Genomic DNA, 12,070 nt, shown 5'->3' with positions numbered 1-12,070 from the left:
CCCTAGGCGCCGACCTTCAGGCTGACCTCGACGTCGTCGCCGCGCCGCGTGCGGCGCTCGAGCCGCGCCTGGCCGATGGCGTTGGACAGGTCGGCCGCGAAGGCGCGAACCTCCGGCCGCAGGTCGCCCAGCACGACGATCCGGTAGGGCGGCGACAGCTCGCTCATGGTCCCGAACACCATCGAGTCCACGAAGGCCTCGACGCTGGAGCCGTGACCGGGCAGCGCCTGGATGGTCTCCTGCAGCAGCTTGGCGAATTCCTTGCGGTTCCAGCAGCCGCTGGCGTCAATCTCGATGGTGTTCATCAGCCGGCTCGCGAACGGAAGGGGTCGGCCGGATAGACGCCGAGGATCTCGAAGCGTTCCGAGAAGAACTTCAGTTCGTCGAACGCCAGGGCCAGGCCGCGATCCTCGGGCCGCCCATCCACCTCGGCATAGAAGAAGGTCGCGGTGAAGGCGCCGTTCTCCATGTAGCTCTCGAGCTTGGTCATGTTGACGCCGTTGGTCGCAAAGCCGCCCAACGCCTTGTAGAGCGCGGCCGGAAGGTTGCGGACCCGGAAGATGAAGCTGGTCACGCAAGGGGTGGTGAACGGCGGCGGCGGCGGATCCTTGTCGGCCGTCATCACCAGGAAGCGCGTGGTGTTATTGTGCTCGTCCTCGATGTCGCGGGCGACGATGTCGAGGCCGTAGAGCTCCGCGGCCAGGGCCGGCGAGACCGCGCCGCGGGTCGGGTCCGGATGCTCCGACAGCAGCTTGGCGGCCAGGGCGGTGTCGCCCACCGGCTCGGTCTTCAGGCCCATGCGGCGCAGGGACTTGCGGCATTGGCCGAGCGCGATCGGCATGGAGGCGACGGTCTCGACGTCCTCCAGCTTCACGCCGGGGTTGACCATCAGCTGGAAGTGGATCGGCTTGAACCGCTCGCCGATGATCTTCAGGCCCGAGGACGGCAGCAGATGGTGGACGTCGGCGACGCGGCCCGCGATCGAGTTCTCCACCGGGATCATGCCCAGCTGGCAATCGCCGTGCTTCACCGCGTCGAAGGCCTCCTCGAACGAGGCGTGGGGGACCGGCTCCATGTCCGGAAACGCCGCGACGCAGGCCTCGTGGCTATTGGCGCCGAGCTCGCCCTGGAAGGCGATGCGTCCCTTGGTCATGCGTGGTCCCTTGCGTACTCCGACCATTTTCCGCCGAAGTGGCGGCCGGTTCGGCGTAGAAAATGGTCTATCTAAAAAATCATTGAGCATTCGCTCGCGCGAATGCTCGGGCTCGTTCGAGGTCGGCGGGGTTGTCGACCGAGATCGGGGCTTCGTCGATCACCGCGGCCCAGATGGACAGGCCCATCTCCAGGGCGCGCAGCTGCTCCAGCCGCTCGCGAAGCTCCAGCGGCGACGGCGGGGCGGCGCAGAACCGCGCCAGCGCCTCGCGGCGGTAGCCGTAGACCCCGTGGTGCAGCCACACCGGCGCGTCGCCATAGAGCACAGAGCGGGTGAAATAGAGCGCCCGGGCGCTGCGGCCGTCGGGGGCCATCGCGGCCACGACCTTGGGAATATCGGGATTGCTGCGCTCGGCGACGTCGGCCTCGGCGACCATCACCGTGGAAATATCGCAGCTCGGCTGATCGACCAGCAGCCGGGCCGTCGCCTCGACGACGGCGGGCGCGACGAACGGGATGTCGCCTTGCAGGTTGATCACCACGTCGTGCACGCCGGCCGGATCGAGGCTGTTCAGCGCCGCCAGGATGCGGTCCGAGCCGGACGGCAGGTCGGGATCGGTCAGCACCGCCTGGCCGCCCGCGGCCCTTACCGCCTCGACGATCTCGGCGTCGCCGGCGGCCACCGCCACGGGTCCGACGCCGGCGGCCTGCGCCTGGCGCAGCACCCGGACGATCATTGGCAGACCCTCGATATCGGCGAGGGGCTTTCCCGGCAGCCGAGTGGCCGCCATGCGCGCTGGAATAAGGACGATCGGTTTCATGACACCCGGAAGCGACCAACTGGCTGGTTGCGCGGGCGGCGGTAGCGTGTAAGAGAGCCGGGCGCAATAAGGGGCGGGGATTCCCGTGCTGACGCCAGCCCGCTTTTGGCTGGCCGTTGAGAGGGCCGATTTAGAGACTATGAGCGACCTGACGTTCAATAAAGTCGCGGGCGCCGTGCTTGCGACCGGCTTGGCCATTGTCGGCCTGCGTGAAATTTCGTCGGGCGTCTTCGCCCCCCATCCGGTCGAGAAGCCGGGCTACGCGATCGAGGTCGCCGAGGAGGCGGGCGCCGGCGGCGGCGCGGCCGAGGCGCCGATCGACTGGGGCACCGTGCTGCCGACCGCCGACGTCAAGGCCGGCGAAGCGGTCTTCGCCAAGTGTAAGTCCTGCCACACCATCGAAGCGGGCGGCGCCAACGGCACCGGTCCCAATCTTCACGGCATCCTCGGCAAGAAGTCCGGCCAGCACGCCGGCTTCGCCTACTCGCCGGTCATGGTCGAACACGGCACCCACGGCGTCTGGACCTTCCAAGAGACTTCGGAATTCCTCAAGGCGCCGCAGAAGCACCTGCCGGGCACCAAGATGACCTTCGTCGGCCTGAAGAAGGCCGAGGACCGCATCAACCTGCTGGCCTATCTGAACACCCAGGGTTCGAACCTGCCGTTCCCGGCGCCGAACCCGGCCGCCGCCGCTGCTCCGGCTGCGGACGCTGCTGCGGCTCCGGCCGCCGCCGAAGGCGCGGCTCCGGCCCCGGCCGAAGGTGCTGCGGCTCCCGCCGCGGCGGCTCCGGCGGCTCCGGCCGCCGCGCACTAAGCCTTTCTAATAACGGCGGAAAGCGGTGGGTTCGCCCACCCCCGCCGCGACGTAGCGAGCCCTTGTCACCGACAAGGGCTCGATTGCTGTGGCCATATGGTGCGCGTTGGCGTGCACGATGGTCTCGCCGTCCAGCATCATGGCCACGTGGCCCTTCCAGAACACCAGATCGCCGCGGGCCAGCTCGCCCTCGGCCACCGCACCCCCGCCCTGCGCCTGCTGGTCGGTGTCGCGCGGCAGGGCCACCCCGCACGCGCCAAACGCTTGCAGCGTAAGGCCCGAGCAATCGAGGCCGAGGCTCTCGCGCCCGCCCCAGAGATACGGCGCCCCGAGATAGCGCAGGGCCACGGCGGCCGGATCGGTCTCGAACACGCCGATTTCAGCCAGGTGATCCTCCACGAACCAGCCGATCCCGGCGGCCCGGGCGAAGCGGCCTTCGCGCTCTTCGATGTCCAGCAAGCTGCCGAGCGAGTACGGGCCGAGCGCCCGCGACTTGATGCTGGGCGCCTCGAAGGCGTAGCTGCGCAGCGCCGATAGCTTCATATTCGGCGCCCTATCGGCAGGTTTCAGCGCCGATAATTCCACAAACCCGACATAACCGTCGCGGCGGGCCTGGCCCCAGGCGTAGCCGCCTTGCTCGTCGAGGACGTCAAACCCTTCTCCGTAAAGCAGTTGGTCGACCTGCTCGGCGCCGGCGGCCGGCTCACGCAAAATCCCAGCGGCAGGTTTTGCGCAGACGTATCGGCGCCTATCGGCATAGCGATCGGCAGCGACGACAGCCTCCAGCTCGCGGGCGGCCAGGTCGCCGCGGGCCAGGGTCACGCGGGGGTCGAAGCTCATGCGTAGCGGCCCGCCAGCATCGCATAGAGGGCGCGAATCGACTGCGCTTCGCCGCCCGAGGGCCAGCCCGGCCGGCCGCGCGGGTTCCAGGCGAAGATGTCCAGGTGGACCCACGGGCCGCTGGGCGCGAACTTCTGCAGGAACAGGGCCGCGGTCACCGAGCCGGCCTGGGCCCAGGCGTCGGAATCGTTCTTCAGGTCGGCGACGTCGGAATCGAGCGAGTCGGCGTAGCCCTTCCACAGCGGCATCCGCCACAGCGGGTCGGCGACGGCGGCGGCGGCGGCCTCGATCTGAGCCGCCAGCTCCTCGTCGTCGGTGTAGTAGGGCGGCAGCTGCGGGCCGAGCGCCATGCGCGCCGCGCCGGTCAGGGTGGCCAGGTCGATGGTCAGGGCCGGCTCCAGCTCGGCCGCGCGGGTCAGAGCGTCGGCGAGGATCAGCCGGCCCTCGGCGTCGGTGTTGCCGACCTCGATGGTCAGCCCCTTGCGGCTGCCCAGCACGTCGCCGGGCCGCATGGCGTCGCCCGAGATCGCGTTCTCGACCACCGGCAGCAGGATCGCCAGCCGCACCGGCAGGCCGGCGGCCATCACCATCCGGCCGAGCGCCAGGGCGTGGGCGGCGCCGCCCATGTCCTTCTTCATGTTGCGCATGCCGGCCGAGGGCTTGATGTCGAGGCCGCCGGTGTCGAACACCACGCCCTTGCCGACCAGGGCGACCAGCGGATTGTCGGCCGCCCCCCAGGTGATCTCGATCATCCGCGGCGCGCGCTCGGGCGTCGCGGCGCGGCCGACGGCGTGGACGGCCGGATAGTTCGCCTCCAAGAGGCCCTCGCCGGTGACCACGGTGACCTGCGCGCCGTACTGCTCGGCGATCTCGCGGGCGATGGTCTCGATCTGCAGCGGCCCCATGTCGCCGGCCGGGGTGTTGACCATGTCGCGGGCCAGCGCGCAGGCGTGGGCGATGCTGCGCACCTCGGCAACGTCGACGCCCTCGGCCGCCACCAGCCGCGGCTGCTTGTCGCCCTTCTTCTTGTAGCGATCGAAGCGGTAGCTCCCGAGCGCGAAGGCCAGCGCGATCTGGTCGGCGGCGATCTCGGCCGGGGCCGAGGCGATGCGGTAGTCGCCGGCCGGCAGCCTGGCCGCCAGCACCCGGAAGCCCTGGGCGTCGCCGGCCGCGCCGAGCCCCAGCAGCACCCGGTCGATCCCGCCGGCGGTGTCGGGCACGACCAGCACCTGGCCGGCCTTGGCCTTGAAGTCCGAGAGTTCGGCGAAGGCCTTCACGAACGCCTGGCGGCCCTCGAGGAAGCCGGCCAGCTCGCTGTCGCGCAGGGCGTGGACCGGGACGACGGCGCCCTCGGCATGGTCGACGACGACTTCGGTCATGGCGTTCTCCTGCCCCGCCCGGCGGCGGAAAATTATGCTTAACGCTTCCTTTAAGCGGGCGGGGCGAAGCTGGCGGCGATCACCCGGAGCCCGTCATTCCATGTGTCGCATGTCGGCCCTCGCCGCAACCGCCCTCGCCTTCGCCTTGGGCTCCAGCCCGGCCCTCGCCTTCCCGTTCGGCAAGAGCGCCGACAAGGCAGAGGCGGGGGACAAGGCGCCCGCCACGGCCGCGCCAGCGCCGCGCAAGGCCAGCGCCCAGGAGCGCGCCCAGGTGGCGCGGCTGGACCCGCTGGCCCGCGCCGCCTTCTGGGCGCACGAGACCCAGCTCGACGCCAGCGACGCCGAGGCCGGGATCAAGCTCTCCCAGGCCCTGCGCCAGATGGGCAACTACGGCGACGCCTTGCAGGCGGCCGAGCGCGCGCTGATCGTCGCGCCGAACGACGTCGAGGCGCTGCTGGAGGTGGCCCGCAGCCAGATCGGCCGCGGCCAGGGCTTCTACGCCATCGACCCGGCCCGCCGCGCCGAGAAGCTGGCCCCGCGCGACTGGCGCATCCCCTCGCTGCTGGGCGTCGCCTACGAGCAGGCCGACCGCTACGACGAGGCGCTGGCCGCCCACCGCCAGGCCCTGGCCCTGGCCCCGGACAATCCCGTCGCGCTGGGTAATCTCGGCATGTTCTACGCCTCGCGCGGCGACACCGCGAAGGCCGAGGCGACCCTGCGCCAGGCCGCCGCCCGCCCCGACGCGCCGATCGCGGTGCGCCAGAACCTGGCCCTGGTGGTCGGGCTGTCGGGCCGCATCGACGAGGCCGAGCGCCTGGCCCGCCAGGACCTGCCGCCGGAAATGGTCGAGAACAACCTCGCCTGGCTGCGCAGCGCCCAGGCCCCGGCCCCCGCGCCGAGCGCGGCGAGCGCGCGGTCGTGGGAGAGCCTGCGGACCCCTTGAGAAACGTCGCTCAGGCTCAATGGGTTGTGGGGCGCTCTTCCTCGATGATCGCAACGAGGGTCTCCCGGCCATCCGGCGGCCAGAACGCGATCTCCAGCAGCAGTTGTTCGATCTCGTAGGGCGCTGCGGTCCGCAGCCACTTTCTCAATTGGACGATCGAGTCGAGGGGAAGTCGCGCAACGAGCGGCGTCATGATCGCCCCGCTTCGCCGGCGGCGCGCGGGGGCTCGCCTCCGGACGACACCAGCCGGTCGCCTTGCCACACCGAAACCTTGGTCGCGCTGTCGTGTTCGCTGAGCACCGCCGACGCTCGCCGCGAGGCGCTCGCGTCGCTGGAACAGTAGATCGCCTCGAAGCTGGCGGACACCCCATCTGCTTTGGCGGGGTAGATCATATAGAGTTTCATCGTCGGCTCCGGCTGAGGCAGGGAGCTTCCCGGTGCAGCTAAAAGCTTCCAGATTTCAGTAAAAACTCAGTCATACGTCGCTAGATAGAACGGTACGCCGAATTTTTTGGACTCGAAACAAAATTCATAATTTGTGATAAATCCGACAACTCGCCGGTTGCGCCGCAACGATTTCAATTTTGATCGGTTTATACTTCATGGATTTTCGGCACACGCCACTAGAACGTGCGTTTCAACTCGCCAGAACGGGAGACTTTCCGGGAGTAGGCGCCGTTGTCGACCGTCTTCGCGTCGAGGGATTCAGCGTGACTCAGATTGAGGGACCGCTGCTCAAGCGCCAGATCCGCGACCTCTGCGCGGCGTCGCGCGCCGCCAAGGACAAATAGCCCGTGCGTCCGGCGCCTCGCGGCCGGTGGACGTCGCGGCGCTGGCGACATGGGAGGCGGAGGTCATGACGCTCCAGTACGAAGCGCGCCGTGACGAAGCCGGTTGGACGGTGTTCGATCGCTGGACCGGGATGACCGTGATCCTCAGTCGCGTCCGACTGGCCGGGCTGTCCGCGCTCATGGCGGAGGAAATCGTCGAGCGCCTCAACAGCGAACAGGAACGCGGCGACCGCACGATCCATCAGTAGCGTAGCCGCCGCCACCGATCCAAAGCGCGACTGTCGCGCGGCTGACGCAGAGGCCGTGCAGGCTGTCGCCCATGCGAATCGCGGCGCCGCTCGTCCTGGCTTTCGCGCTGGCGGCGGGCCAGGCTCCGGGCCTTGCTCGCGCCGCGCCGCCGATCGAGGCGGCGTTCGGCAACACCGTCGTCTCGACCTTCGCCGACGGCAAGACCCAGCACATCTGGTTCGACGAGGGCGGCGGCTATAGCGCCAGCGGCCGGCGCGGGCAGCGGTCCAGCGGGCGCTGGAACCTGAAGGGCGGCGAGATCTGCCTGCGCCAGCTGCGCCCGTTCCCGGCCCCGATCGTCTATTGCACGCCGGTCCCGAAGGACGCGGCGACCGTCGCCTGGACCTCGAAGGCGCTGGACGGCCGGCCGGTGCGGCTGCAGCTGGTGCGGGGGCGGTTCGGGCCGTGAGCGCCACCGCAACACCGCTCATCCCCGCGAAGGCGGGGACCCATTCGGCGCTTCGGCCTGGCTAGGCGGATTGTCGCGGATTCAGCTTGGGTCCCCGCCTTCGCGGGGATGAGCGGTGAGTTGGGGACCGCCTTCGCGAGCGACGCTACGGCCGCAGCACCGCCCGGCCGTGGATCTTGCCCTCGCGCAGCCGCTGGTAGACGTCGACCGCCTGGTCGAGGGCGAAGGTCTCGATGTCGGCCTTGATGGCGCCGGACTGCGCGAGCGCGATCACCTCCATCAGCTCGGTGCGCGAGCCCCAGTAGGGGATGCTGACCTGGGTGCCGTAGGGCGGGTTGTTCGCCGAATAGCTGAGCACGCCGCCGGCCAGGCCGACGATGGTCAGGCGGCTGGCGCGGCCGACCGTGCGCGCGCAGAGGTCGACGGTCGGCTGGGCGCCGACGAAGTCCAGCGCCACGGCGACGCCGCGCGGGCCGGCGAGGTCGGAGATCTCCTCGACCGCCAGATCGCCGTTGCGGGTGTTGATCGTGTGGGCGACGCCGAGCTGGCGGGCGTGGGCGAGCTTGGCCTCGTCGATGTCGCCGGCGATGATCTTCGCCGAGGTCATCGCCTGGAGGATCTGCACGGCCATGTGGCCGAGGCCGCCGACGCCGAGCACCAGCACCGTGGCGTCGGGGGTCAGCAGCGGCAGCGCCGCCTTGATCGCGTGATAGGGGGTCAGGGCCGCGTCGCTGAGCGGGGCGGCGGCCAGCGGGTCGAGGCCGCCGAGCGGCACCAGCAGCCGCGCCGAGGGGACGATCATGAACTCGGCCATGCCGCCGTCGGAGCCGAGGCCGCCGCCGTAGCTTTCGATCGAGGCGTGGCGCTCGCAATAGTTCTCGGCCGAGGACTGGCAGGTGCGGCACTGGCCGCAGCCCCAGGGGCCGTAGACGGCGACGGCGTCGCCCTCCTTCCAGCCGGTGACGCCCTCGCCGAGCTGCTCGATCCAGCCGGCGTTCTCGTGGCCGAGGGTGAAGGGGCCCGGCACGCTGAAGCCGTGGTCGAGCACATGCAGGTCTGAGTGGCAGACCCCGGCCCCGCCCATCCGCACCAGCACCTGGCCGGGGCCGGGGACGGGCTTGGGGATATCGACGACCTCAGGCGGACGGCCGGAGGCGATGAAGCGGACAGCCTTCATGCCGGGACTCCTGGTTGTGGTGGCAGGAGTTTGGGCGGCTGGCGTCGGGGAAGGCAATGGTTGACGACGCGCGAGCCGCACAGGCGCGCCGGAGAAGCACGGTGAAACGTGTTTCCCACCGCCCTCTACCTCTGAATTCATAACAGTCGCAAATCTCGACCTGCGGGCGCGCGGCCCGAAGCATCGGGTACTTAGGGGATACGCGCAGGCGGCCTAGGCACTTCACCCTATGCTAGGCTCGAGCTTTCGGCCGCATCATGCATGAACCGGATTTCTTCAAAAGGTTCAGGGTGATGACCAGCGACTTCGAGTCCGAAAAATACCCCGTTCCACAATTGGACATGAGCCAGCCGCCCCCCGGTTCGGATCGGCGCGCGTTCATGGTGCGCAGCGCCATGGCCGCGGCGATCGCGACGCTGACCGGACGCCCCATCGCGGCCTATGCGCAGACGCCGGCGACCTCGCCGCAAGACTCGGTCAAGCTCGATCCGAGTCTCAACGTGGTGAAAAAGTCCAAGGGTCCGGTGATGACCCTGGTCGACGAGTTCTACAAGGTCGGTCCCGGCCCCTCGTCGTCCCACACCATCGGGCCGATGCGGATCACCTATGACTTCTACCAGCGGGCCGCCAAGCTGCCGCCCGACCAGCTGAACCAGGCCACAGCCCTGCAAGTGAACCTCTTCGGCAGCCTGAGCGCCACCGGCAAGGGCCACGGCACCGAGCGCGCGGCGCTGGCCGGGCTGATCGGCAAGGAGCCGGCGACGGTCGATCCGGCCTTCCTCGACAGCCTGGCCGCCGATCCGAACCAAACCTTCAAGGTCAAACTCGGCGACAAGGAAATCCCGGTCTCGCTGAAGAACATCATCTACGACGCCACCAAGGGCGACTTCCACCACCCCAACACCATGACGGCCAAGCTGCTGGCTGGCGACAAGGTGCTGTTGGAACAGGAATACTATTCGGTCGGCGGCGGCTTCATCGAATGGAAGGGCTACGAGCCGCCCAAGAAGAACCCGCCGAAGTATCCGTATGAGCGGATCAGCCAGGTCATCGAGCACTGCAAGCGCGACAACATCTCGATCGCCCAGCTGGCGCGGGCCAACGAGACGGCGATTTCCGGCAAGAGCGACGCCGAGATCGACGCCTTCCTCGACAAGATCCTCGGCGCCATGGAGGCGACCGTGAAGACCGGACTGGCGGCGCCCACCTCGACCCTGCCCGGACCGATCAAGCTGAAGACCAAGGCGCACGACGTTTATGAGAGCGCCCAGAAACAGGAGGGCGAGGCGCGCCGGGCCATTGGCCTGGTCGCCGCCTACGCCCTGGCCGGTTCGGAGGAGAACGCCCGCGGCCACCTGGTGATCACCGCCCCAACCGGCGGATCGGCCGGGGTGCTGCCAGCGGTCATCTACTCGCTGGGCCCGAACGGGGTGAAGATGTCGAAGGAGAAGCTGCGCGAAGCGCTGCTGGCTGGCGCGGTCATCGGCTATCTCTGCAAGCACAACGCCACCCTGTCGGCGGCCGAGGGCGGCTGCCAGGCCGAGATCGGCGTCGCCTCGGCCATGGGCGCGGCGGCCATCTCCCAGGCCTATGGCGACAGTCCGCAGGTGGCGGCGAACGCGGCCGAGGGCGCGTTGGAGCACCACCTGGGCATGACCTGCGATCCGGTGGCCGGTTTCGTGCAGATTCCCTGCATCGAGCGCTGCGCCTTCGGGGCGGTGAAGGCCTGGACCGGCTATCTCATCGCCAAGAACGAGATCCCGACCAATCGCCGGGTGGACTTCGACTCGACGGTCGACGCACTCGCCCTGACGGCCAAGGAGATGAACTCCAAGTACAAGGAGACCTCCGAGGGCGGGCTGGCGGTCTCGCTCGTGCTCTGCTGAGGCGCCTGTGGAGCCGGGGGCATCATTGCGGCGAGCGATCGCGGCCGGCGCGCTCGCCGCCGCGCTCGCGACCCCCGCCCAGGCGCAGGACCGGCCCGCCACGACCGCCGAACTGGAAGCGCAGGTCAACGCGCTTCAGGCGCAGCTACGCGCCATGCAGGAGCAGCAGCAGGCGCTGACTGCGACGCTTGGCCGGCTGCAACAGCAGCTGAACAGCCAGAGCGCGGCGGCTGCGGTCCCGCCGCCCACCGCAACGCCCCCCGTGCAGGCGGCGCTCGCCCCGCCGCTGGCGGCGACGGCCTCGAGCGAGTCGATGGGACAGAAGCTGGCCGAGCGTTATCAGGACGGCATCGTCATCTGGCAGACGCCGGACGACGCCAAGGTGCCGTTCCTGTTGAAATACAACATCAACTCGCAGGTCCGGTACCTGAACACCACCTCGGGCGACGAGACCTTCACCGACCATCTGGGCGCGGTGCGCGCGGTCAATCTGCGCAACGACATCACCGTCAACCGCACGATGTTCATCCTCGGCGGCTACATCTTCGATCCACGGCTGCGCTACAGCTCGACGGTGTGGACTTCGGCCGGGTCGAACTCGATCGTCATCGCCGGCAACATCGGCTGGCAGTTCAACAAGGCCTTCACCCTGACCGGCGGCTATACCGGCGTGCCCGGCAGCCGCTCGCTGGTGAACACCTTCCCGTTCTTCCAGTCGACCGACCGAACCATGGCCGACAACTTCTTCCGTCCGGGGTTCACGCAAGGCATCTGGGCCAACGGCGACATCACCAAGGAGCTGCACTACCTGGCTTTCGTCGGCAACGGGCTGAACACGCTGAACATCTCGGCGGCCAAGATCGACGAGAACCTGATGGCGTCGGGCAGCCTGTGGTGGGAGCCGCTCGGCGACTACGGCCCGCCCGGCAAGTCGCGCAATATGTACGACGACTACTACGCCGCGTCGAACCTGCGCATGCGCCTGGGCACGTCGTTCACCTGGGCGCGGGAGGACCGCTTCTCGGACCTCGACCAGTCGAGCCCGGAGAACACTTCGATGCACAATTCCGACGGCGTGCTGACCTTCGCCACCGGGGCTTTCGCGCCGGGGGTGACCGTGGAGAACGCCACCTATCGGATGTGGGCCATCGACGCGGGCCTGAAGAAGGCCGGCTGGTCGGTCAACGGTCAGTACTATTTCCGCTGGTTGGATGACTTCAAGGCCGACGGCCCAATGCCGATCGACAGCACGTTCGACCACGGCTTCGAGCTGTCGGCGGCCGGGTTCGTCATCCCCGAGAAGCTGATGGCCTATGGCCGCGGCTCGATGGTGTTCGGCGAGTTCCGCGACTCCTGGGAGGCCGGCGTCGGCGTGAAGTGGTACTTCGTGCCGACCGAACGCATGTGGCTGACCGCCGAGGTGATGCGCGTGGTCGACGTGCCCTATGGCGGCGTCTTCACCCCCTACACCGCCGGCCTGACCGCCTGGGTGCCGATGGTCCAGGCGGTCTTGGCGTTCTGATCCTGGAAAGCCGAGCGGCCGGTCGCGCCTCCCCGATTGCAGAACGCC

Annotated in this window: 14 protein-coding genes; 6 read left to right on the top strand and 8 right to left on the bottom strand. The window is 69.0% G+C overall.

All coding sequences use genetic code 11. The annotated features are described in order from the left end of the window. Positions 1 to 2 precede the first annotated feature (2 nt). The 3 genes from OUA97_RS10100 to OUA97_RS10090 form a co-directional block, all read right to left on the bottom strand. Positions 3 to 305, bottom strand: coding sequence for a hypothetical protein (locus OUA97_RS10100; RefSeq protein WP_267231770.1), 303 nt, complete (start codon positions 303 to 305; stop codon positions 3 to 5). Beyond that, the gene (locus OUA97_RS10095; protein WP_267231769.1) at positions 305 to 1,153 is read right to left on the bottom strand and encodes a prephenate dehydratase; all 849 of its coding nucleotides are present in this window, start codon (positions 1,151 to 1,153) and stop codon (positions 305 to 307) included. The genes OUA97_RS10100 and OUA97_RS10095 overlap by 1 nt, the downstream gene beginning before the upstream one ends. A 79-nt stretch (positions 1,154 to 1,232) precedes the next feature. Continuing rightward, complete coding sequence (locus OUA97_RS10090; protein WP_267231768.1) at positions 1,233 to 1,973, bottom strand: 3-deoxy-manno-octulosonate cytidylyltransferase; 741 nt, start codon at positions 1,971 to 1,973, stop codon at positions 1,233 to 1,235. 139 nt (positions 1,974 to 2,112) lie between these two features. Between OUA97_RS10090 and OUA97_RS10085 the strand changes: the two genes are divergently transcribed. Continuing rightward, a complete protein-coding gene (locus OUA97_RS10085) occupies positions 2,113 to 2,787 on the top strand; it encodes a c-type cytochrome (RefSeq protein ID WP_267231767.1) in 675 nt (224 codons plus the stop codon). Positions 2,788 to 2,793: 6 nt separating this feature from the next. On the opposite strand, the gene OUA97_RS10080 is transcribed toward OUA97_RS10085, so the two are convergent. Together OUA97_RS10080 and OUA97_RS10075 are read right to left on the bottom strand one after the other, a co-directional pair. Beyond that, complete coding sequence (locus OUA97_RS10080; RefSeq protein ID WP_267231766.1) at positions 2,794 to 3,627, bottom strand: NlpC/P60 family protein; 834 nt, start codon at positions 3,625 to 3,627, stop codon at positions 2,794 to 2,796. Next, positions 3,624 to 5,006: a leucyl aminopeptidase family protein gene (locus tag OUA97_RS10075; protein ID WP_267231765.1), complete on the bottom strand. Its 1,383-nt coding sequence runs from the start codon at positions 5,004 to 5,006 to the stop codon at positions 3,624 to 3,626. The genes OUA97_RS10080 and OUA97_RS10075 overlap by 4 nt, the downstream gene beginning before the upstream one ends. A gap of 100 nt (positions 5,007 to 5,106) precedes the next feature. Here OUA97_RS10075 and OUA97_RS10070 point away from each other — a divergent pair, with 100 nt between their 5' ends. After that, positions 5,107 to 5,949, top strand: coding sequence for a tetratricopeptide repeat protein (locus OUA97_RS10070; protein ID WP_267231764.1), 843 nt, complete (start codon positions 5,107 to 5,109; stop codon positions 5,947 to 5,949). Between the two features lie 16 nt (positions 5,950 to 5,965). Here the strand turns inward: OUA97_RS10070 and OUA97_RS10065 are convergent, their stop codons facing one another. Together OUA97_RS10065 and OUA97_RS10060 are read right to left on the bottom strand one after the other, a co-directional pair. Beyond that, positions 5,966 to 6,142, bottom strand: a complete 177-nt coding sequence (locus tag OUA97_RS10065) for a hypothetical protein (RefSeq protein ID WP_267231763.1) — start codon at positions 6,140 to 6,142, stop codon at positions 5,966 to 5,968. Further along, entirely contained in the window at positions 6,139 to 6,354 is a 216-nt protein-coding gene (locus tag OUA97_RS10060) for a hypothetical protein (protein ID WP_267231762.1), read from the bottom strand. The genes OUA97_RS10065 and OUA97_RS10060 overlap by 4 nt, the downstream gene beginning before the upstream one ends. 412 nt (positions 6,355 to 6,766) lie before the next feature. Here OUA97_RS10060 and OUA97_RS10055 point away from each other — a divergent pair, with 412 nt between their 5' ends. Next, on the top strand, positions 6,767 to 6,988 hold the full coding sequence (locus tag OUA97_RS10055; protein ID WP_267231761.1) for a hypothetical protein: 222 nt from the start codon (positions 6,767 to 6,769) through the stop codon (positions 6,986 to 6,988). A 71-nt stretch (positions 6,989 to 7,059) separates the two neighbouring features. Next, a complete protein-coding gene (locus OUA97_RS10050) occupies positions 7,060 to 7,437 on the top strand; it encodes a hypothetical protein (RefSeq protein ID WP_267231760.1) in 378 nt (125 codons plus the stop codon). 145 nt (positions 7,438 to 7,582) lie between these two features. On the opposite strand, the gene OUA97_RS10045 is transcribed toward OUA97_RS10050, so the two are convergent. After that, positions 7,583 to 8,614, bottom strand: coding sequence for an NAD(P)-dependent alcohol dehydrogenase (locus tag OUA97_RS10045; RefSeq protein WP_267231759.1), 1,032 nt, complete (start codon positions 8,612 to 8,614; stop codon positions 7,583 to 7,585). A 341-nt stretch (positions 8,615 to 8,955) separates the two neighbouring features. Here OUA97_RS10045 and OUA97_RS10040 point away from each other — a divergent pair, with 341 nt between their 5' ends. Then, positions 8,956 to 10,500, top strand: a complete 1,545-nt coding sequence (locus tag OUA97_RS10040; RefSeq protein WP_267231758.1) for an L-serine ammonia-lyase — start codon at positions 8,956 to 8,958, stop codon at positions 10,498 to 10,500. A 25-nt stretch (positions 10,501 to 10,525) separates the two neighbouring features. Beyond that, positions 10,526 to 12,022 carry a hypothetical protein gene (locus OUA97_RS10035; RefSeq protein WP_267231757.1) on the top strand — a complete coding sequence of 499 codons (1,497 nt, stop codon included), beginning with the start codon at positions 10,526 to 10,528 and terminating at the stop codon, positions 12,020 to 12,022. Positions 12,023 to 12,070 lie beyond the last annotated feature (48 nt).

It is taken from the genome of Phenylobacterium sp. 58.2.17, assembly GCF_026411515.1.
GTDB lineage: Bacteria > Pseudomonadota > Alphaproteobacteria > Caulobacterales > Caulobacteraceae > Phenylobacterium.
The sequence above is the reverse complement of the archived record's forward strand: the minus strand, read 5'-3'. Positions and strand labels throughout refer to the sequence as shown.